A 20,782-nucleotide genomic window follows, 5' to 3' on the forward strand; every position below is an offset into this window, starting at 1 on the left:
GCCAGATTATGGCACACTTGACAGGTTTTCTTCCTCTCAAACAGGTACTCAGACGTGAAAATCCTCGTTGATGAAAATATGCCTTACGCCCGTGAGCTGTTTAGCCGCCTGGGTAACGTTAAGGCTGTCCCTGGTCGCCCGATCCCGGTCAACGAACTGGATGACGCAGACGCGCTGATGGTGCGCTCGGTGACTAAAGTAAATGAGGCGTTGCTCGCCGGTAAAGCGATTAAGTTTGTCGGAACCGCAACGGCAGGGACCGATCATGTGGATGATAAATGGCTGAAGCAGGCCGGAATCGGTTTTTCCGCCGCGCCGGGCTGTAACGCCATCGCCGTTGTGGAATACGTCTTCTCCTCCCTGCTGATGCTGGCCGAGCGCGACGGGTTTGCGCTTAAGGACCGCACCGTGGGGATTGTCGGCGTGGGTAACGTCGGCGGGCGCCTGCAAAAGCGCCTGGAAGCGTTAGGGATCCGCACGCTGCTGTGCGATCCGCCGCGTAAAGACAACGGCGATGACGGGGATTTCCGCTCGCTGGATGAGCTGGTTGAACAGTGTGACGTACTGACTTTCCACACGCCGCTGTTTAAAGAGGGGCCGTATAAGTCGCTGCATCTTGCTGATGAGGCGCTGATCCGTCGTCTGAAGGCTGGCACTATTCTGATAAATGCCTGCCGTGGTCCGGTAGTCGATAACGCTGCGCTGCTGACATGTCTGAATGAAGGACAAGACCTCAGCGTGGTGCTGGACGTCTGGGAGCCGGAGCCGGATCTCAACGTTGAGCTGCTTAACAAGGTGGACGTAGGCACGGCGCATATCGCCGGTTATACCCTGGAGGGCAAAGCCCGCGGCACCACGCAGGTCTTCGAAGCCTACAGCACTTTTATCGGCAATCCGCAGCAGGTGGCGCTGGATACCTTGCTCCCCGCGCCTGAATTTGGCCGCATTACCCTGCACGGCCCGCTCGATCAGGCAACGCTGAAAAGGCTGGTGCATTTGGTGTATGATGTGCGCCGCGATGATGCGCTGCTGCGTAAAGTGGCGGGGATCCCGGGTGAGTTTGATAAGCTGCGCAAGAACTATGTTGAGCGCCGCGAGTGGTCTTCCCTGTATGTGATGTGCGACGACGCGTCGGCGGCGACGCTGCTGCATAAGCTGGGGTTTAACGCCGTTCATCACCCGGCACGTTAATGTCTTCTTAATGCTCCCTGTCGGATACTCCGACAGGGACGCTTTTTTATTTCTGGAGTAAACCACCATGTCTGAAGGCTGGAACATTGCCATTTTAGGTGCCACGGGTGCCGTGGGTGAAGCCCTGCTCGAAACCCTTGCTGAGCGTCAGTTCCCGGTGGGCGACATCTCTGCGCTGGCGCGTACTGACAGCGCAGGTGAGCATCTGCGTTTTAACGGTAAATCCGTCATGGTCCAGGATGCGGCAGCGTTCGACTGGACGCAGGCGCAGCTGGCGTTTTTCGCCGCGGGCGCTGAAGCGACTGCTGCGTACGTTGAAGAGGCGACAAACGCAGGCTGCCTGGTGATCGACCTGAGCGGTCTGTTCTCGATGGAGCCGGATGTGCCGCTGGTAGTGCCGGACGTAAACCCGTTTGTGCTGGCTGACTACCGTAACCGTAACGTTATTGCGGTACCGAACAGCCTGACCAGCCAGCTGCTGACCGCCCTGAAACCGCTGATCGACGACGGTGGCCTGTCGCGCATTACCGTCACCAGCCTGCTGTCCGCGTCCGCGAACGGCAAAAAGGCCGTTGACGCGCTGGCCGGGCAGAGCGCGAAGTTGCTGAACGGTATCCCGATTGACGAAGATGATTACTTTGGCCGCCAGCTGGCATTCAACATGCTGCCGCTGCTGCCGGATCGCGAAGGTTCTGTACGCGAAGAGCGTCGTATCGTCGATGAAGTGCGTAAAATTCTGCAGGATGATGGCCTGATGATCTCCGCGAACGTCGTACAGTCCCCGGTCTTCTACGGCCACGCGCAGATGGTTGGCTTTGAAGCCCTCCGCCCGCTGGCGGCAGAAGAAGCGCGCGATGCGTTTGGCCGCGGTGAAGACATCGTGCTCTCTGAAGAGAGCGAGTTCCCGACGCAGGTTGGCGATGCCACCGGTAACGCGCATCTTTCCGTTGGCTGCGTGCGTAACGATTACGGCATGCCGGAACAGGTTCAGTTCTGGTCCGTTGCCGACAACGTTCGCTTTGGCGGCGCGCTGATGGCGGTCAAAATCGCTGAGAAACTGGTGCAGGAGTACCTGTACTGATGTCAGACGTGGAACAAAAGCCGGTCCATAGAATTGCCCTCGGAATAGAGTACGATGGCAGTAAATATTATGGCTGGCAGCGTCAGAACGAGGTGCGCAGCGTCCAGGAGAAGCTGGAGAAAGCGCTCTCTCAGGTGGCAAACGAGCCGATTAACGTCCTGTGCGCAGGACGTACGGACGCGGGTGTTCACGGTACGGGGCAGGTGGTTCACTTTGAAACCACCGCCGTGCGTAAGGATGCCGCCTGGACGCTGGGTGTAAATGCGAATTTGCCTGGTGACATTGCGGTGCGTTGGGTAAAAGCTGTGCCGGATGATTTTCACGCGCGCTTCAGCGCCACGGCGCGTCGCTACCGTTATGTCATCTACAACCAGCGCCTGCGTCCGGCGGTGTTAAGCCAGGGCGTGACGCATTTTTATGAACCGCTTGATGCGGAACGTATGCATCGCGCGGCGCAGTGTCTGATTGGTGAAAATGACTTTACGTCGTTTCGTGCGGTGCAGTGTCAGTCCCGCACGCCGTGGCGCAACGTCATGCACATAAACGTCAACCGTTTTGGCGCGTATGTGGTGGTGGATATCAAAGCCAATGCCTTTGTACATCATATGGTTAGGAATATTGTGGGCAGCCTGATGGAAGTGGGTGCCGGACACCAGCCGGAGAGCTGGATTGCAGACCTGCTGGCAGCGAAGGACAGAACGCTTGCGGCAGCCACGGCGAAAGCGGAAGGATTGTATCTGGTCTCAGTAGACTATCCGGATCGATTTGACCTGCCGAAACCGCCAATGGGCCCGCTGTTTTTAGCGGACTAAACAAAGGTGCAATTAGGGCTTAGACAATATGGACGTAATTCGTTTTCTGATTGATTTCATTCTGCATATTGATGTTCACCTGGCGGAGCTGGTCGCGCAGTATGGCGTCTGGGTCTACGCCATTCTGTTCCTCATTCTGTTTTGTGAAACCGGACTGGTCGTTACCCCATTCCTGCCAGGGGATTCACTGCTGTTCGTTGCCGGGGCGCTCTCGGCGTTGCCCACTAACGATCTGAACGTGCATCTTATGGTTGTGCTGATGGTGATTGCCGCCATTGTCGGTGATGCGGTCAACTATACGATTGGACGGGTATTCGGTGAGCGGCTGTTCAGCAATCCTGATTCGAAAATTTTCCGTCGCAGCTATTTAGATAAAACCCATGCGTTCTATGAACGCCATGGTGGAAAAACCATTATCCTTGCGCGTTTTGTGCCTATTGTGCGCACATTTGCACCGTTTGTGGCGGGAATGGGGCATATGTCCTATCGTCATTTTGCGATGTATAACGTCGTGGGCGCGCTGCTGTGGGTGCTGTTGTTTACCTATGCAGGCTACCTGTTTGGCGACTTGCCGGTGGTTCAGGAAAACCTTAAGTTACTGATTGTAGCAATTATTGTGCTTTCCGTACTGCCTGGCGTTATCGAGATTATTCGTCACAAACGCGCGGCGGCAAAGCAAGCGAAGTAAATGTACGCTGGCGGTTCGACCACTTTTTTATCCAAAGTTTCGGGCTGTTATGTTTTAATGTGCAACATTCATGGTCTGTTGGAGGCAAAAATGGCATTATTCGCCTCTTATAGCAAAACTGGCATACGACCAGGTTCAGGCAGAAAGGTTATCAATGAGCTGGATTGAACGAATTAAAAGCAACATTACCCCAACGCGCAAAGCGAGCATTCCTGAAGGGGTATGGACGAAGTGTGATAGCTGCGGTCAGGTTCTGTATCGCGCAGAGCTGGAACGCAACCTTGAGGTGTGTCCGAAGTGTGACCACCATATGCGTATGTCGGCGCGCAACCGTCTGCATAGCCTGCTGGACGAAGGCTCTCTGGTAGAGCTGGGTAGCGAACTCGAGCCAAAAGACGTGCTGAAGTTCCGCGATTCCAAAAAATACAAAGATCGTCTGGCCTCTGCGCAGAAAGAGACCGGCGAGAAAGACGCGCTGATCGTCATGAAGGGCACCCTGCATGAGATGCCGGTTGTTGCCGCTGCGTTTGAGTTCTCCTTTATGGGCGGCTCAATGGGCTCCGTGGTCGGTGCGCGCTTCGTGCGTGCCGTTGAGCAGGCGCTGGAAGACAACTGTCCGCTGATCTGCTTCTCTGCCTCCGGCGGCGCGCGTATGCAGGAAGCGCTGATGTCGCTGATGCAGATGGCGAAAACCTCTGCTGCGCTGGCGAAAATGCAGGAGCGCGGTCTGCCGTACATCTCCGTGCTGACCGACCCAACCATGGGCGGCGTCTCCGCGAGCTTCGCGATGCTGGGTGACCTGAACATCGCTGAGCCAAAAGCGCTGATCGGCTTTGCGGGTCCCCGCGTTATCGAGCAAACCGTTCGTGAAAAACTGCCGCCGGGCTTCCAGCGCAGTGAGTTCCTCATTGAGAAAGGCGCTATCGATATGATCGTCCGCCGTCCGGAAATGCGCCTGAAGCTGGCGAGCATCCTGGCGAAGCTGATGAATCTTCCAGCGCCGAACCCGGATGAGCCGCGCGAAGGCGTGGTGGTACCGGATCAGGAACCCGAGGCCTGATAACTGAAAAGGGCAGGGCCGGTTGGCGCTGCCCTTTTGCTTTCTAATCTGTTAATGACAACCGGGCATTATGGAAAATAAAAGCATTCCCCAAGCCACGTCGCCCCTGGCCGCGTGGCTTTCTTATCTGGAAAACCTGCACAGTAAAACCATCGATATGGGGCTTGAGCGCGTAAGCCAGGTCGCCGCGCGTCTTGATGTGCTCAAACCGGCACCTTTCGTGTTCACCGTCGCGGGTACCAACGGTAAAGGCACGACCTGCCGCACGCTGGAATCTGTCCTGATGGCTGCGGGTTACAGGGTAGGCGTGTACAGCTCTCCACACCTGGTCCGCTACACCGAGCGCGTTCGCGTGCAGAACAGCGAGCTGCCGGAATCGGCGCATACGGCGTCGTTCGCGGAAATTGAAGCCGCACGCGGTGAGATCTCATTAACCTATTTTGAATACGGCACCCTGTCGGCGTTGTGGCTGTTCAAACAGGCGCAGCTGGATGTGGTGATCCTTGAGGTCGGCCTCGGCGGACGTCTTGATGCGACCAATATGGTGGATGCGGACGTGGCGGTGGTCACCAGCATTGCGCTGGACCATATCGACTGGCTGGGACCGGATCGTGAAAGCATTGGCCGCGAGAAGGCAGGAATTTTTCGGGCGAATAAACCCGCCGTGGTCGGCGAGCCGGACATGCCGCACACCATTGCTGACGTGGCAAACGAGAAGGGCGCGCGTCTCCTGCGCCGCGGCGTTGACTGGCAGTATGAGGTTCAGGATAACGGCTGGCGCTTCAGCGATGCCCAGGGCGCGCTGGACAATCTGCCGCTGCCGCAGGTGCCGCAGCCGAACGCAGCCACCGCGCTGGCGGCACTGCGCGCCAGCGGCCTTGTGGTCAGCGAGCAGGCGATCCGCGACGGTATTCAGAGCGCAATTCTGCCCGGGCGTTTCCAGATTGTCAGCGAGTCACCGCGCCTGATTCTGGACGTGGCGCATAACCCGCATGCGGCGGCGTATCTCGCGGGACGTCTCAAATCGTTACCAAAAACCGGGCGCGTGCTGGCGGTTATCGGTATGCTTCATGATAAAGATATCGGCGGGACGCTGGCCTGCATGGAGAGTGTAGTCGATAGCTGGTATTGTGCTCCACTGGAGGGGCCGCGCGGCGCGACGGCTGAGCAGCTGATGGAACATCTCGGCAAAGGCGCAATCTATAGTAGCGTGGCTCAGGCCTGGCATGCCGCGATGGCGGATGCTAAACCAGAAGATACCGTGCTGGTGTGTGGTTCATTCCACACGGTGGCACATGTCATGGAAGTGATGGACGCGGGGAGAACCGGTGGCGAGTAAGTTTCAGAACCGTTTAACAGGAACCATTGTGCTGGTCGCGCTCGGGGTGATTATTCTCCCGGGTCTGCTCGACGGGCAGAAAAAGCATTATCAGGATGAGTTTGCCGCTATTCCGCTAGTCCCTAAACCGGGTGACCGCGATGAGCCGGATATGCTGCCCGCGGCGACGCAGGCGCTGCCTGCTCAGCCGCCGGAAGGGGCGGCGGAAGAGGTGCGTGCAGGCGATGCCGCCGCACCGTCGCTCGATCCGTCACGCCTGGCGGCAGCGAGCAGCAGCGATATCGATCCGGTGCCGGTAGAGCAGCCTAAACCTGTTGAAAAACCGAAGCCGGTTGAGAAGCCGCAGCCGCAGCCGAAACCGCAGCGGGATAAAGCCGCAGAGCAGCTGGCTGCCGCGTCAGAAACCCCGCCGCCGGCAAAACAAGACGCGGCACCGACCGGAAAAGCGTACGTTGTGCAGCTCGGCGCGCTGAAAAATGCCGATAAGGTCAACGAGGTCGTGAGCAAACTGCGCAGTGCGGGATATCGTGTTTACACTTCACCTTCCACGCCGGTGCAGGGTAAAATTACCCGTATCCTCGTGGGGCCAGAAGCGTCCAAAGATAAGCTTAAAGGTTCACTCGGTGAGCTGAAGCAGATCTCCGGCCTGAGCGGTGTGGTGATGGGCTACAGCGCGAACTGAAAAGATCTTACCCCTCCCCGGAGTGGTTTGCTCCCTCTCCCTTGAGGGAGAGGGCTGGGGTGAGGGGGGAGCAGACGTCCACAGAGACGTCAAATGGACCGTGGCGTTGAACATTTTTTCAGCGCCTTTTTTATTTACGCGCGGGAAGGAAATCCCTACGCAAACGTTTTCTTTTTCTGTTAGAATTCGCCCCGAACTGGATGACAGGGCGTTAAATCGTGGGACACATATGGTCTGGATTGATTACGCCATCATTGCGGTGATTGGTTTTTCCTGTCTGGTTAGCCTGATCCGTGGCTTTGTTCGTGAAGCGTTATCGCTGGTAACCTGGGGTTGTGCTTTCTTTGTTGCCAGTCATTACTACACTTACCTGTCTGTCTGGTTCACGGGCTTTGAAGATGAACTGGTCCGAAACGGAATTGCCATCGCGGTGCTGTTTATCGCAACGCTGATTGTCGGCGCTATCGTGAATTACGTGATAGGTCAGCTGGTCGAGAAAACCGGTCTGTCAGGAACGGACAGGGTGCTCGGGATCTGTTTCGGAGCGTTACGAGGCGTGCTGATTGTGGCCGCGATCCTGTTCTTCCTGGATACCTTCACCGGGTTCTCCAAAAGCGAAGACTGGCAGAAATCGCAGCTCATTCCAGAGTTCAGCTTCATCATCAGATGGTTCTTTGACTATCTGCAAAGCTCGTCGAGTTTTTTGCCCAGGGCATAAACCCTGAGATGTGGCTTAACGAGGAAAAGACGAATGTGCGGTATTGTCGGTATCGCCGGTTTCATGCCGGTAAACCAGTCGATTTATGACGCGTTAACGGTGCTTCAGCACCGTGGGCAGGATGCTGCGGGTATCATCACCATTGATGCAAACAACTGCTTCCGTTTACGCAAGGCGAATGGCCTGGTAAACGATGTGTTTGAAGCCCGCCATATGCAGCGTCTGCAAGGTAATATGGGGATCGGTCACGTTCGTTATCCTACTGCTGGCAGTTCCAGCGCCTCTGAGGCACAGCCTTTCTACGTCAACTCACCGTATGGCATCACCCTTGCTCACAACGGCAACCTGACCAACGCGCATGAGCTGCGTAAAAAGCTGTTCGAAGAGAAACGTCGCCACATTAACACCACCTCTGATTCTGAAATCCTGCTCAATGTGTTCGCCAGCGAGCTGGATAACTTCCGTCACTATCCGCTGGAAGCAGACAACATCTTTGCTGCGATTGCCGCGACGAACCGCCAGATCCGCGGCGCGTACGCCTGCGTAGCGATGATTATCGGTCACGGAATGGTTGCCTTCCGCGATCCAAACGGCATTCGTCCACTGGTGCTCGGCAAACGCGATCTCGGCGATGGCCGTACCGAATACATGGTTGCCTCTGAGAGCGTGGCGCTGGATACCCTGGGCTTCGAGTTCCTGCGTGACGTTGCGCCGGGCGAAGCGGTCTATATCACCGAGAAGGGCCAGCTGTTTACCCGCCAGTGTGCCGATAACCCGGTCAGTAACCCGTGCCTGTTTGAATACGTTTACTTCGCCCGCCCGGATTCCTTCATCGACAAGATTTCCGTCTACAGCGCGCGCGTCAACATGGGCACGAAGCTGGGCGAGAAAATTGCCCGCGAATGGGACGATCTCGACATCGACGTGGTTATTCCTATCCCGGAAACCTCCTGCGATATCGCGCTGGAGATCGCCCGCATTCTGGACAAGCCATACCGTCAGGGCTTCGTGAAGAACCGCTACGTTGGCCGCACCTTTATCATGCCGGGCCAGCACCTGCGCCGTAAGTCCGTGCGCCGCAAGCTGAACGCCAACCGCGCGGAATTCCGCGACAAGAACGTTCTGCTGGTGGATGACTCCATCGTTCGCGGCACCACCTCTGAGCAGATTATCGAGATGGCGCGCGAAGCGGGTGCGAAGAAAGTTTACCTGGCCTCTGCCGCGCCAGAGATTCGCTTCCCGAACGTGTACGGCATCGATATGCCAACCGCCAACGAGCTGATCGCTCACGGTCGTGAAGTGGATGAAATTCGCCAGATCATCGGTGCCGACGGCCTGATTTTCCAGGATCTGAACGATCTCATCGACGCGGTGCGTGCCGAGAACCCGGAAATTCAGCAGTTTGAATGCTCCGTGTTCAACGGTATTTACGTGACCAAAGACGTTGACCAGCAGTACCTCGACTATCTTGATTCTCTGCGCAACGACGATGCGAAAGCCGTTCAGATGCAGAACGATCTTGAAAGCTTAGAGATGCACAACGAAGGTTGATGCTCCGGCAGGTGAGGGCGAATGCCCTCACTTGCAACTCCCCGCAAAATCCTGCACAGTCTGCCCTGAAATCAGTAAGGGCGAAAATCATGAAACGACTCATTGTTGGGCTCAGCGGCGCCAGCGGCGCGATTTACGGCGTACGTCTGTTACAGGTTCTGCGTAACGTGGCGGAAGTCGAGACCCATCTGGTGATGAGCCAGGCGGCACGGCAGACCCTCTCTCTGGAAACCGATCTCTCCCTGCGCGATGTTCAGGCACTGGCGGACGTGGTTCACGATGCCCGTGATATCGCCGCCAGCATCTCCTCAGGCTCGTTTAAAACGGCCGGCATGGTTATCCTGCCCTGTTCAATTAAAACGCTCTCCGGCATTGTGAACAGCTATACCGACACTCTGGTGACGCGCGCGGCGGATGTGGTGCTGAAGGAGCGTCGTCCTCTTGTGCTCTGCGTGCGGGAAACGCCGCTGCATCTCGGCCATCTGCGTTTAATGACCCAGGCCTCCGAACTTGGGGCCATCATCATGCCGCCGGTTCCGGCGTTTTATCATCGCCCGACCTCGCTGGATGACGTGATTAATCAGACCGTTAACCGCGTGCTGGATCAGTTTGACATCGACCTGCCCGAAGATCTCTTCACCCGCTGGCAAGGGGCCTGATTCTGTGCACAAACAGAGTGCATGAAAAGAGACGTTGCCCTGTTTCAGGGCAATTATGCAACGGCGATCATATCCTCGACATTTAATTCGTTTTTTCCCTTTTTCTCTTTCCGGTTCGTTCGGCAGACCTGCTATCTTTCACCATTAAGGCAATATCGCAACGTTTTATTAACATATTTAACGTCGAAGTTTTGACCAGACGGCAATGTGGCATAAGACCTGCAAGATGAAGCCTGCAACACAACACACAACACAATACATAATAAAATCACGGTACTTGAGGGTAAATGTATGAAGAAGACGGTTCTGGCTCTGTCTTTGCTCGTGGGGTTAAGTGCGGCAGCAGGTAGCTACGCAGCGCTTCCACAGACGGTTCGTATCGGTACAGACGCAACCTACGCGCCATTCTCTTCCAAGGATGCGAAAGGCGATTTCGTGGGGTTTGATATCGATCTGGGAAATGAAATGTGCAAACGCATTGCGGTGAAATGCACATGGGTGGGCAGCGACTTTGACGCGTTAATCCCGTCGCTGAAAGCCAAGAAAATCGACGCCATTATCTCTTCTCTCTCCATCACCGAAAAACGCCAGCAGGAGATTGCCTTCTCTGACAAGCTCTACGCCGCGGATTCTCGCCTGATTGCGCCGAAAGGCTCCCCGATTAAGCCAACCATTGACTCGCTGAAAGGCAAGCATGTTGGCGTGCTTCAGGGATCGACTCAGGAAGGTTATGCCAATGCCACCTGGCGTGAAAAGGGTGTAGACGTGGTGGCTTACCAGAACCAGGATCTGATTTACTCTGACCTGGCCGCAGGCCGTCTGGATGCGGCATTCCAGGACGAAGTCGCCGCGAGCGAAGGCTTCCTGAAACAGCCTGCGGGTAAAGATTATGCGTTTGCGGGCCCGTCGGTAAAAGACAAAAAATACTTTGGTGACGGCACAGGTATTGGCCTGCGCAAGGATGATACCGAGCTGAAAGCCGCCTTCGACAAAGCCTTTGCAGAGCTGCGTAAAGACGGGACTTACGACAAACTGGCGAAGAAATACTTCGACTTCAACGTATACGGTGAATAATACCTGGCGCTAACGCACCGCAAAGGTGCGTTGCGGGAGCGGTTGACCCAATGCGGTGCATTTGTTGCACCGTATTGGATCGCTTTGTGCATACTTACGCATTTATAATGCAAAAATTCCCGCCTGAAGGGCATTAGTCTTTGCCTGACAGAGGGGATTGATGGCACATTAGCACCACCCCGTCGTCGTAAAAATCCCGTATGAAGACAGTTTGTTGAGGACAAATATGAAAAAACTCGTGTTGTCACTATCTCTGGTGCTGGCCTTTTCCAGCGCCACCGCGGCATTCGCAGCCATTCCGCAGAAAATTCGGATTGGTACCGATCCAACCTATGCGCCATTCGAATCGAAGAATTCAAAGGGTGAACTGGTCGGTTTTGACATCGATCTGGCCAATGAGCTGTGCAAACGAATCAAAGCACAGTGTACCTACGTTGAGAACCCGCTGGATGCGCTGATCCCGTCCCTGAAAGCGAAAAAAATCGACGTAATCATGTCCTCGCTCTCCATCACCGAAAAACGCCAGCAGGAGATTGCCTTCACCGACAAACTCTACGCGGCCGATTCTCGTCTGGTGGTGGCTAAAGCTTCTGACATTCAGCCAACGCTGGAGTCGCTGAAAGGCAAACGCGTCGGCGTGCTGCAGGGCACCACGCAGGAAACCTACGGCAACGAACACTGGGCGCCGAAGGGGATTGAAATCGTCTCCTATCAGGGCCAGGAAAATATCTACGCTGACCTGACGGCAGGCCGAATTGATGCGGCATTCCAGGATGAAGTCGCGGCAAGCGAAGGCTTCCTGAAAACGCCGGTGGGTAAAGATTACAAGTTTGGCGGCCCGTCTATTAAGGACGTGAAGTTGTTTGGTGTGGGCACCGGTATGGGCCTGCGCAAAGAAGACAACGAGCTGCGTGAGGCGCTGAACAAAGCGTTTGCTGAAATGCGCGCTGACGGCACCTACGACAAGCTGGCGAAAAAGTACTTTGATTTTAATGTTTACGGCGGCTAATCGCCCCGTCAAATAACGTGCGGCCCCTCCCACGTTGGGAGGGGAAAAGACACGGTTCCACCACTCACGATACGACAGGGCTCGCGGTATGCTGTACGGATTTTCTGGCGTTATTTTACAGGGCGCGCTTGTCACCCTTGAGCTGGCTATCAGCTCCGTGGTGCTGGCGGTGCTGATAGGTCTGGCGGGCGCAGGGGCGAAGCTTTCGGCTAACAAACCGCTGGCGCTCATATTTGAAGGCTACACCACGCTTATTCGCGGCGTTCCCGATCTGGTGCTGATGCTGCTTATCTTTTACGGTCTGCAGATTGCGCTTAACAGCGTAACGGACGCGATGGGCATGGGACAAATTGATATCGACCCGATGGTGGCCGGTATTATTACCCTCGGTTTTATCTACGGTGCCTACTTCACCGAAACCTTCCGCGGTGCCTACATGGCCGTGCCGAAAGGCCACATTGAGGCGGCAACCGCATTTGGTTTTACCTCTTCACAAACGTTTCGTCGGATTATGTTCCCGGCCATGATGCGTTATGCGCTCCCGGGCATCGGCAACAACTGGCAGGTTATCCTCAAAGCGACAGCGCTGGTCTCGCTGCTCGGTCTGGAAGACGTCGTGAAAGCGACTCAGCTGGCGGGCAAGAGCACCTGGGAGCCGTTCTACTTTGCGGTGGTCTGCGGCGTGATTTATCTGGTCTTTACGACCGTCTCCAATGGTGTGCTGCTTCTGCTCGAGCGTCGCTACTCCGTGGGTGTGAAGAGGGCTGACCTGTGATTGAGATTATTCAGGAATACTGGAAATCCCTGCTGTGGACAGATGGCTACCGCTTTACCGGCGTGGCGATTACGCTCTGGCTGCTGATCTCCTCCGTGGTAATGGGCGGTATTCTGGCGGTGTTTCTCGCCATTGGCCGCGTCTCGAACAATAAATTTATCCAGTTCCCGATCTGGCTGTTCACCTACGTCTTTCGCGGTACGCCGCTGTACGTGCAGCTGCTGGTGTTCTACTCGGGAATGTATACGCTTGAGATCGTAAAAGGCACTGAGATGCTGAATGCGTTCTTCCGCAGCGGTCTGAACTGTACGGTGCTGGCGTTGACGCTTAACACCTGCGCCTACACCACGGAGATTTTCGCGGGGGCGATTCGTTCTGTTCCTTACGGTGAAATTGAAGCTGCCCGGGCCTACGGCTTCTCGTCGGTGAAACTCTACCGCTGCATCATTCTGCCATCGGCCCTGCGTATCGCGTTACCGGCCTACAGTAACGAAGTGATTTTGATGCTGCACTCGACTGCGCTCGCCTTTACCGCGACGGTGCCGGACCTGCTCAAAATCGCGCGCGATATTAACTCCGCAACCTATCAGCCGTTTACCGCGTTTGGCATTGCGGCGGTGCTCTATTTAATTATCTCTTATGTTCTGATTAGCCTGTTCCGTAAGGCTGAAAAACGCTGGTTGCAGCATATAAAACCTTCTTCGACGCACTGAGAAAGATGATGGCTGAGAACAAATTAAACGTAATTGATTTGCACAAACGCTACGGCGAACATGAAGTGCTGAAAGGGGTGTCGCTGCAGGCGAATGCGGGCGACGTGATCAGTATCATCGGCTCATCCGGCTCGGGTAAAAGTACCTTCCTGCGCTGCATTAACTTCCTCGAAAAGCCGAGCGAAGGCTCGATTGTGGTGAGCGGGCAGAATATTAACCTGGTCCGTGACAAAGACGGCCAGCTGAAGGTCGCGGATAAAAACCAGCTGCGACTGCTGCGTACGCGCCTGACGATGGTGTTCCAGCACTTCAACCTCTGGAGCCACATGACGGTGCTGGAGAACGTGATGGAAGCGCCGATCCAGGTGCTGGGTCTGAGCAAGCAGGAAGCCCGCGAGCGTGCGGTGAAATACCTGGCGAAAGTGGGTATCGACGAGCGCCAGCAGATGAAATACCCGGTGCATCTCTCCGGCGGTCAGCAGCAGCGTGTCTCTATCGCGCGCGCGCTGGCGATGGAGCCCGAAGTGCTGCTGTTTGACGAACCAACTTCCGCGCTGGACCCTGAACTCGTTGGCGAAGTGCTGCGCATCATGCAGAAGCTGGCCGAAGAGGGCAAAACGATGGTGGTGGTGACGCACGAGATGGGCTTTGCCCGTAACGTCTCGAACCACGTTATCTTCCTGCATCAGGGGAAAATTGAAGAGCAGGGCCACCCGGACGAGGTGCTGGCGAACCCGCAAAGCCCGCGCCTGCAGCAGTTTCTGAAAGGGTCGTTGAAGTAGGTTTTGCCTTTCCCCCTCTCCCTGTGGGAGAGGGCATCATGCCGCACCGCACTCCAGCCGATACACCCAGTCGTCATAGCGCACGCCGTCAATTTCATACGCCTTTTCCAGCACCTGCGTACGCACAAACCCTGCTTTCTCCAGCACGCGCACCGAACCGCCGTTGTCCGCCAGCACGTACGCGTTAATCGCTTTTACGCTGGTCTTGTTAAACGCGTAATCGCACACCGCGCGCAGCGCCTCGCTGGCAATCCCTTTTCCCTGCGCGGCAGGCACAACCGTATAGCCGATATCGGCCTCTTCACGATTCTCAGGGCTGATTTGCAGGCCAATATCGCCCAGCGGCGTATCGTCCTCCAGAGAGCGGATCACGAAGACATGCTCCGCCATCAGCCGCGCGGCAAACACGCGGCGGGTCTCTTTTTCCGGCGCGATGGCGGCCATGTAGCGCATGATGCGGCGATCTTCACGCAGCGAGCGGAAGAAGGCCCAGTCAGTGGGTTCGAAAGGAGTGAGGTGAAGCCGGGGAGTGGTGATCGTTGCCATTGTTACACCATATCTTCGGAACATGGCCTGTCACTGTAACATATTCACCGCACCACATCCCCCAGCGCCTCTTCTAATTCATACCAGCGGAACGCAAACCCGGCCGCTTCCAGCCTTTTTGGCAGCGCCCGCTGTCCGCCTAATACCAGCACAGACGCCTCACCCATCATCAGGCGAATGACCGTGGCAGGCACACGCAATATCGCCGGGCGGTGCAGGGCATGCCCCAGCGCGTGGGCAAACTGTTCGTTACGCACCGGATACGGCGCAACCATGTTAAACGGCCCGCGCAGATCGTTATCCAGCAGCCAGAGAATCCCGTTGACCATATCGTCGATATGGATCCACGCCAGGTACTGACGACCATTGCCGATAGGGCCGCCGAGTCCGAGCCGGAAAGGGGGAAGCATCTTCGCCAGGATACCGCCTTTCGGCGCAAGCACGACGCCGGTCCGCAGCAGGCAGACGCGGGTGCGATCGCTCTGCGCCGCACAGGCGATACGCTCCCATTGTGCACAGAGCTTATGGGTAAACTCGTTATGCGGCGGCTCTTCCTCGGTTACCACCACCTCGCCAAGATCGCCGTAATAGCCTACCGCTGAACCTGAAATCAGCACCGAAGGCGGCGTTTGGCTATTGCGGATCAGCTCGACCAGCTTTTCGGTAATATTCCACCGGCTGCTGCATAACAGCTGTTTTTGCTCTTCCGTCCAGCGCTTATCGGCGATGGGTTCACCGGCGAGGTTAATGACGGCGTCGAAGCCGTCCAGATTTTGCTGCTCGGCCAGATTTTTCCAGATATCGATACCCGCCCCCAGCACCTGGCGCGCTTTCTCCGGGCTGCGCGTGACAACGGTAATGTCGTGATGCAAGGCCTGCAGACGCGCAATGAGGTGACGACCAATCAGGCCCGTGCCGCCGGTCAGCAAAATCTTCATACAACCTCCAGGTTTACGCCTGGCGTCGCCAGCTTAGCGTCATGGAGACGGAATCGGCGTAGCGCAGGGCGTGAAGTTTATCGATCTCAACTTCAGCATAAGTGACCCAGTGATGTTCGCGTGCGATATCGAGCACATCCTGAGTTAATTTTTCCAGCAGAGAGAAGCGGTTATTCTCCACGTACTGAATGATGTTTTTGGTTATTGTGCGGTAGTTCAGCGCGTCGTTGATGTCTTCGCTGGCCCGCGCTTTGTCTGCGGGATAGTGAATTACCACGTTAATGACAATATCCTGACGGTTGGCGATCTCTTCCTCTTTGATACCGATGAAGGTACGCAGGCGTAAATTTTTTATGCGAATAATGGCGTCTGGCTGTGACATTGCAGGTCTTCTCCGTGTCAGTATTTCACGCTCATCATACATGAGAGGCTCGCGGGTACCCAGCCTCATAGAGGGTTAAATCTGCTGGATTTTTTGCATCGCCCGCTCGGTGGCCGGGCGGGTCCGAATGCGCTCAAACCAGTTATTCACCGCCGGGTAAGCGGCCAGGTCAATTCGGTGTTTTTCATGCGTATTCACCCACGGCCAGCAGGCGATATCGGCAATACTGTAATGATCGCCCCCGAGCCACGGCGTTTTCTTCAGCCGACGGTTCAGAACGTCATAGAGCCGTTGAGTCTCAACCTGATAGCGTTCTATCGCGTAAGGAATAGGCTGCGGGGCGTAAGCGGTAAAATGATGATTTTGTCCCAGCATGGGCCCCAGCCCGCTTGCCTGCCAGAAGAGCCATTGCAGGGTATGGTGACGCTCGCGCAGTTCGCCGCTCAGCAGTTTGCCGGTTTTCTCCGCCAGGTAGAGCAAAATTTCACCGGATTCAAACAGGCTCAGCGGCCTGCCCCCGTCGGCCGGCTGGTTATCAATAATGGCCGGGATTTTATTATTCGGCGAGATAGCCAGAAAGAGAGGGCTGAACTGTTCGCCTTTGCTGATATCCACGCGAATGATCCTGTAATCCAGTTCGGCTTCTTCAAGAAAGAGGGTGATCTTATGGCCGTTTGGGGTAGGGGCGTAATAAAGGTCGATCATTCTCAACTCCTGTCCATGCGAATAGTGGTGCCATGACAAATGAGTATAGGTGGTTGTTGTAAATCGTGAGTTTTCATCAAGTGACAGCGAGGCAAAGAGATTATATGTTGAGTAAAAACCCGATCAGCCGATGAGGATGTTATGAACCAGCCCGTAATCACGTTGTGGTCCGATGCGAATTTCTTTTCTCCCTATGTAATGAGCGTATACGTTGCGCTGGCCGAAAAAGGACTCACTTTTACGCTGAAGACCGTTGATCTCGACGGCGGTGAACATCTCAAGCCACATTGGCAGGGTTACGACCTGACCCGACGCGTGCCGGTGCTGGAGATTGACGGTTTTGCCCTGAGCGAATCGTCGGCGATTGATGAATATCTGGAAGATAGGTTCGCGCCGCCCGAGTGGGAGCGGATCTATCCGCACGACCTGCAAAAACGCGCGCGGGCGCGGCAGATCCAGGCGTGGCTGCGAAGCGATCTGGTGCCAATTCGCGTGGAACGCTCAACGGACGTCGTGTTCGCCGGGGTGAAAAAGCCAGCGCTCAGCGCAGAAGGCACCGAAAGCGCGCAAAAACTCATTGAAACCGCCACCTCGCTCCTCGCACACGGCAACCCGAACCTGTTCGGCGAGTGGTGCATTGCCGACGCCGATCTGGCGTTGATGCTAAACCGCCTGATCCTCAACGGCGATGAGGTGCCGCAGCTGCTGGTGGATTATGCCGCGTTTCAGTGGCAGCGCGCCTCCGTGCAGCGCTATGTGGCACTATCTGCCAGGCGCGCGGGCTGATAAGCCCGGACGCTTCAGGTATGATGGGGGCAGTCTGTTTTCCCGAGGAGTGACTGATGAAACTGATGTTTGCGTCGGATATCCATGGATCGCTGCCCGCTACCGAGCGTGTCCTTTCCCTGTTTGCACAAAGTGGCGCGCAGTGGCTGATTATTCTGGGGGATGTGCTCAACCACGGCCCGCGCAACGCGCTGCCGGAGGGCTACGCTCCGGCGCAGGTCGCGGAAAAGCTCAACCCGTACGCCTCGCGAATCATCGCCGTTCGCGGCAACTGCGACAGCGAAGTGGACCAGATGCTGCTGCATTTTCCCCTTACCGCGCCATGGCAGCAGGTGCTGCTGGAACAAAGCCGCCTGTTCCTGACGCACGGGCATCTTTTTAGCCCGGATAATCTCCCGGCGCTCGCGGCTGGCGATGTCCTGGTTTACGGTCATACTCATATTCCGGTTGCTGAAAAGCGCGGTGAGATTTATCACTTCAACCCGGGATCGGTCAGCATACCGAAAGGCGGTTATCCAGCGAGCTATGGCATGCTGGATGGAAATACCCTGCGCGTTATCGCACTTAATGATCAGCAAGTTATTGCGCAGATAGCGATTAATCCGTAAGTTACACCTCAACTGCAAACGCGCCGAAAGAGCGCTTAGAAAAGAAGGTTTCCCGATGGTGGAGCAGAGTCATTTGGCAAGTACAGAGTGGGTTGACATTGTCAGCGAAGAGAATGAAGTGATCGCGCAGGCCAGCCGCGAACAAATGCGTGCGGAGCGTCTGCGCCACCGCGCAACGTACATCGTTGTGCATGACGGTATGGGCAAAATTCTGGTCCAGCGCCGTACGGATACCAAAGATTTTCTCCCAGGTATGCTGGATGCCACCGCAGGTGGGGTTGTCCAGGCAGATGAAGTGCTGCTGGATTCCGCGCGTCGTGAAGCGGAAGAAGAGTTAGGTATCGCCGGCGTGCCGTTTGCCGAGCACGGCCAGTTCTATTTCGAAGACGAAAACTGCCGCGTCTGGGGCGGGCTGTTTAGCTGCGTCTCCCACGGGCCGTTCGCTCTGCAGGAAGAAGAGGTGAGTGAAGTCAGCTGGATGACGCCGGAAGAGATTACCGCGCGCTGCGACGAGTTCACGCCGGATTCGTTAAAAGCGCTGGCGCTGTGGATGACCCGCAACGCCAAAAACGAATCGACCAAATCAGAGAAAGAGGAAGAGGCTGAGTAAGCGTCAGCAACTCTCTCTCAGACACAGACTGGACGCGATGGGCTTTTGATCGCGCCAGTCACCGTCATTCAGACGCTCCAGCAACGCTTTTCCGGCTTCAATTCCAATCTTACGATGCGGCACCGCCATCGTCGTCAGCGGCGGCTGACAGACGCGGCTCACGTCGCTATCACCAAAACCTACCACCGCCAGGTCGTCCGGCACCTTGATTCGCCTGCGCTGGCACTCGTACAGCGCCCCGCAGGCCAGCTCGTCTGAGACGCATACCAGCGCATCCAGCTCCGGCCACGCCAGCAGGAATTCAGGCAGCTGTGCCGCGCCTGTCGAGAAGCTTGGCGGCATCGCCGCGTTAATCACACGGGTCGGCGACATATGGTGGCGAAGCATGGCTTTGTACCAGCCCTGCAAATGCTGCTGGAAAATCCACTGCTCCTGGTTGGCGCACAGCAGGCCAATATTTTGGTAGCCGCGCTTAATCACCATTTCCGTGAGTTCATACATTGCCGCTACGTTATCAATCCCGATATTCATATCAATCGGGTCGGCGCGCATGGCGCCCATCTCCATCACCGGAATGGAGGCGTTTTTCAGCCAGTGGCGAACGGTATCGGTATGTTCAACGCTGAGCAGGATAGCGGCGGCAATATTCGATGCCAGCAGCGTCTCCAGCAACTTCTCCTCCTGCTCCAGGCGATGCTGGGATTCTGCCAGCATGATCTGATACCCGGCAGGCTGTAGCACCTGCTGTAGCCCGGCGAACATCTCCGAGCAGCCAGCTTCGGAGAGGTTAGGCACCACCATGGCTATCGTCCACGACGACGCCGAGGCAAGCGCGCTGGCGGCAAGATTAGGCATATAGCCCAGCTCCTGCACGGCAGCTTCAATTTTTTCTCGTAGTTTATCGGAAACCTGTTCGGGCGTGCGGAGTGCACGGGACACGGTCATCGTGCCCACACCGGCAAGCTGTGCGACATCGGCGAGTGTCACTTTACCAGTACTGCGCCGTTTTCGGGTTAGAGACATACACCTTCCTGCTGACCAGACGCGTTCTTCATTTCCTTCGCTTCACGTGACAGGCAGTATACGCCTTAAATCCCTTTTTTTGCTGTGATTTAGCGCCGTGATTGCAATTTGATAGCGCTATCACATTTCTGCATGTTAACCATTGGTAGCGCTATCTTTGTGATCCCGATCGCAGTCATCCAGCGATGTGTTGAATAAAGTTTGCTCATCTTTAGCGTGTAGCGGGAGTGAAAAGTGCTCAAAAAATGGATATATGATACAACCATCACGCTGCAGGATAGCGTGGAAAACTGGCCGCAGGCGCTTGAGCTGTGCGCGAAGCCGCTTCTGGATTTGCAGGTGATTGCGCCTGAATACGTCACGGCCATCATCGAGCAGCACCACGCGTTAGGACCCTATTATGTGCTGGCACCAGGGCTGGCGATGCCGCATGCGCGGCCGGAGGAAGGCGCCAAAGGACTGGGGTTGTCTTTATTAAAACTAAAACAGGGCGTCTCGTTTGGTGCCGGTGAGTTTGACCCTGTCGATGTGATTATTATGCTCGCGGCACCGGATAAACATAGTCATATCGAAATGATATCCGCACTCGCAGAATTATTTTCCAGCGACGAGGATATGGAGAAACTGCATCAGGCGAATACCCTGGAGGAAATTAAAACGATTATTGACCGCTTCTGATTTAATTCTTTAATCCGATTATTCACAACATTACGCGACAGCGTGATGGGGCGTGCTCTACTCAAAATAAGGGGACAACAATGAAAATCATGGCTATTTGCGGCTCCGGCCTGGGCAGCAGCTTTATGGTCGAAATGAATATTAAAAAGGTGCTCAAAAAGCTGGAGATTGAGGCTGAGGTTGAACATTCCGATCTCTCCTCGGCCACGCCGGGCGCGGCCGATCTGTTCGTGATGGCAAAAGACATTGCGGCCAGCGCCAGCGTGCCGGAAAGCCAGCTGGTGGTGATTAACAACATCATCGACATCAACGAACTTGAAGCGCAGCTGCGCGCCTGGTTCGAAAGACAATAACCCTGATAAGGCGAGGTGG

General features: G+C 55.8%; 25 protein-coding genes. 20 read left to right on the forward strand and 5 right to left on the reverse strand.

The genetic code is table 11. The features are described 5' to 3' along the window. Nucleotides 1-54 precede the first annotated feature (54 nt). The 15 genes from pdxB (at nt 55) to hisP (ending at nt 14,134) form a co-directional block, all read left to right on the forward strand. Entirely contained in the window at nt 55-1,191 is a 1,137-nt protein-coding gene (gene pdxB, locus UTM25_RS04050) for a 4-phosphoerythronate dehydrogenase PdxB (RefSeq protein ID WP_194400352.1), read from the forward strand. 67 nt (nt 1,192-1,258) lie between these two features. After that, nucleotides 1,259-2,272: an aspartate-semialdehyde dehydrogenase gene (locus UTM25_RS04055; RefSeq protein ID WP_194400354.1), complete on the forward strand. Its 1,014-nt coding sequence runs from the start codon at nt 1,259-1,261 to the stop codon at nt 2,270-2,272. Further along, complete coding sequence (gene truA / locus UTM25_RS04060; RefSeq protein ID WP_194400356.1) at nt 2,272-3,084, forward strand: tRNA pseudouridine(38-40) synthase TruA; 813 nt, start codon at nt 2,272-2,274, stop codon at nt 3,082-3,084. Before UTM25_RS04055 ends, truA begins: the two co-directional genes overlap by 1 nt. 28 nt (nt 3,085-3,112) lie before the next feature. Next, nucleotides 3,113-3,772, forward strand: coding sequence for a DedA family protein (locus tag UTM25_RS04065; RefSeq protein WP_008502599.1), 660 nt, complete (start codon nt 3,113-3,115; stop codon nt 3,770-3,772). A 154-nt stretch (nt 3,773-3,926) separates the two neighbouring features. Next, nucleotides 3,927-4,832: an acetyl-CoA carboxylase, carboxyltransferase subunit beta gene (gene accD / locus UTM25_RS04070; RefSeq protein ID WP_003861408.1), complete on the forward strand. Its 906-nt coding sequence runs from the start codon at nt 3,927-3,929 to the stop codon at nt 4,830-4,832. Between the two features lie 70 nt (nt 4,833-4,902). Next, nucleotides 4,903-6,171: a bifunctional tetrahydrofolate synthase/dihydrofolate synthase gene (gene folC, locus UTM25_RS04075; RefSeq protein ID WP_194400358.1), complete on the forward strand. Its 1,269-nt coding sequence runs from the start codon at nt 4,903-4,905 to the stop codon at nt 6,169-6,171. Beyond that, nucleotides 6,161-6,853: a cell division protein DedD gene (dedD, locus tag UTM25_RS04080; protein ID WP_023312562.1), complete on the forward strand. Its 693-nt coding sequence runs from the start codon at nt 6,161-6,163 to the stop codon at nt 6,851-6,853. The genes folC and dedD overlap by 11 nt, the downstream gene beginning before the upstream one ends. Nucleotides 6,854-7,082: 229 nt before the next feature. Further along, entirely contained in the window at nt 7,083-7,571 is a 489-nt protein-coding gene (gene cvpA / locus UTM25_RS04085; RefSeq protein WP_000262116.1) for a colicin V production protein, read from the forward strand. Nucleotides 7,572-7,604: 33 nt separating this feature from the next. Continuing rightward, entirely contained in the window at nt 7,605-9,122 is a 1,518-nt protein-coding gene (gene purF / locus UTM25_RS04090) for an amidophosphoribosyltransferase (protein WP_024908947.1), read from the forward strand. An 89-nt stretch (nt 9,123-9,211) separates the two neighbouring features. Next, nucleotides 9,212-9,781, forward strand: a complete 570-nt coding sequence (locus tag UTM25_RS04095) for a UbiX family flavin prenyltransferase (RefSeq protein ID WP_194400360.1) — start codon at nt 9,212-9,214, stop codon at nt 9,779-9,781. Nucleotides 9,782-10,072: 291 nt separating this feature from the next. Next, nucleotides 10,073-10,855, forward strand: coding sequence for a lysine/arginine/ornithine ABC transporter substrate-binding protein ArgT (argT, locus tag UTM25_RS04100; protein WP_023312560.1), 783 nt, complete (start codon nt 10,073-10,075; stop codon nt 10,853-10,855). A 226-nt stretch (nt 10,856-11,081) separates the two neighbouring features. Next, entirely contained in the window at nt 11,082-11,864 is a 783-nt protein-coding gene (gene hisJ / locus UTM25_RS04105; RefSeq protein WP_023336423.1) for a histidine ABC transporter substrate-binding protein HisJ, read from the forward strand. 88 nt (nt 11,865-11,952) lie between these two features. Further along, nucleotides 11,953-12,639: a histidine ABC transporter permease HisQ gene (locus UTM25_RS04110; protein ID WP_014832782.1), complete on the forward strand. Its 687-nt coding sequence runs from the start codon at nt 11,953-11,955 to the stop codon at nt 12,637-12,639. After that, nucleotides 12,636-13,352 (forward strand): ABC transporter permease, encoded by a 717-nt coding sequence (locus UTM25_RS04115; protein WP_008502590.1) that lies wholly within the window; start codon nt 12,636-12,638, stop codon nt 13,350-13,352. The genes UTM25_RS04110 and UTM25_RS04115 overlap by 4 nt, the downstream gene beginning before the upstream one ends. An 8-nt stretch (nt 13,353-13,360) precedes the next feature. Further along, a complete protein-coding gene (hisP, locus tag UTM25_RS04120; RefSeq protein WP_045354320.1) occupies nt 13,361-14,134 on the forward strand; it encodes a histidine ABC transporter ATP-binding protein HisP in 774 nt (257 codons plus the stop codon). A 36-nt stretch (nt 14,135-14,170) separates the two neighbouring features. On the opposite strand, the gene UTM25_RS04125 is transcribed toward hisP, so the two are convergent. The 4 genes from UTM25_RS04125 to yfcG form a co-directional block, all read right to left on the reverse strand. Next, on the reverse strand, nt 14,171-14,680 hold the full coding sequence (locus UTM25_RS04125; protein ID WP_194400362.1) for a GNAT family N-acetyltransferase: 510 nt from the start codon (nt 14,678-14,680) through the stop codon (nt 14,171-14,173). A 44-nt stretch (nt 14,681-14,724) separates the two neighbouring features. Beyond that, complete coding sequence (locus UTM25_RS04130) at nt 14,725-15,618, reverse strand: TIGR01777 family oxidoreductase (protein ID WP_194400364.1); 894 nt, start codon at nt 15,616-15,618, stop codon at nt 14,725-14,727. 13 nt (nt 15,619-15,631) lie between these two features. Further along, the gene (gene folX, locus UTM25_RS04135; RefSeq protein WP_023312555.1) at nt 15,632-16,000 is read right to left on the reverse strand and encodes a dihydroneopterin triphosphate 2'-epimerase; all 369 of its coding nucleotides are present in this window, start codon (nt 15,998-16,000) and stop codon (nt 15,632-15,634) included. 75 nt (nt 16,001-16,075) lie between these two features. Beyond that, nucleotides 16,076-16,705: a GSH-dependent disulfide bond oxidoreductase gene (yfcG, locus tag UTM25_RS04140; RefSeq protein WP_023312554.1), complete on the reverse strand. Its 630-nt coding sequence runs from the start codon at nt 16,703-16,705 to the stop codon at nt 16,076-16,078. 141 nt (nt 16,706-16,846) lie between these two features. Here yfcG and yfcF point away from each other — a divergent pair, with 141 nt between their 5' ends. The 3 genes from yfcF to yfcD are packed head-to-tail and all read left to right on the forward strand — an operon-like array spanning nt 16,847 to nt 18,709. Then, the gene (yfcF, locus tag UTM25_RS04145; RefSeq protein ID WP_194400366.1) at nt 16,847-17,491 is read left to right on the forward strand and encodes a glutathione transferase; all 645 of its coding nucleotides are present in this window, start codon (nt 16,847-16,849) and stop codon (nt 17,489-17,491) included. A gap of 56 nt (nt 17,492-17,547) precedes the next feature. Next, a complete protein-coding gene (yfcE, locus tag UTM25_RS04150) occupies nt 17,548-18,099 on the forward strand; it encodes a phosphodiesterase (protein ID WP_146198308.1) in 552 nt (183 codons plus the stop codon). A gap of 55 nt (nt 18,100-18,154) precedes the next feature. Beyond that, nucleotides 18,155-18,709 carry an NUDIX hydrolase YfcD gene (gene yfcD, locus UTM25_RS04155; RefSeq protein ID WP_023312551.1) on the forward strand — a complete coding sequence of 185 codons (555 nt, stop codon included), beginning with the start codon at nt 18,155-18,157 and terminating at the stop codon, nt 18,707-18,709. A 3-nt stretch (nt 18,710-18,712) separates the two neighbouring features. On the opposite strand, the gene UTM25_RS04160 is transcribed toward yfcD, so the two are convergent. After that, nucleotides 18,713-19,732 carry a LacI family DNA-binding transcriptional regulator gene (locus UTM25_RS04160; RefSeq protein WP_023312550.1) on the reverse strand — a complete coding sequence of 340 codons (1,020 nt, stop codon included), beginning with the start codon at nt 19,730-19,732 and terminating at the stop codon, nt 18,713-18,715. Nucleotides 19,733-19,966: 234 nt separating this feature from the next. Here UTM25_RS04160 and UTM25_RS04165 point away from each other — a divergent pair, with 234 nt between their 5' ends. Both UTM25_RS04165 and UTM25_RS04170 read left to right on the forward strand, forming a co-directional pair. Then, entirely contained in the window at nt 19,967-20,410 is a 444-nt protein-coding gene (locus UTM25_RS04165; RefSeq protein ID WP_194400368.1) for a PTS sugar transporter subunit IIA, read from the forward strand. 80 nt (nt 20,411-20,490) lie between these two features. After that, nucleotides 20,491-20,763 (forward strand): PTS sugar transporter subunit IIB, encoded by a 273-nt coding sequence (locus UTM25_RS04170; protein WP_003861447.1) that lies wholly within the window; start codon nt 20,491-20,493, stop codon nt 20,761-20,763. Nucleotides 20,764-20,782 lie beyond the last annotated feature (19 nt).

The organism is Enterobacter sp. 61D5, from assembly GCF_034107965.1.
GTDB classification, from domain to species: Bacteria; Pseudomonadota; Gammaproteobacteria; order Enterobacterales; family Enterobacteriaceae; genus Enterobacter; species Enterobacter cloacae_M.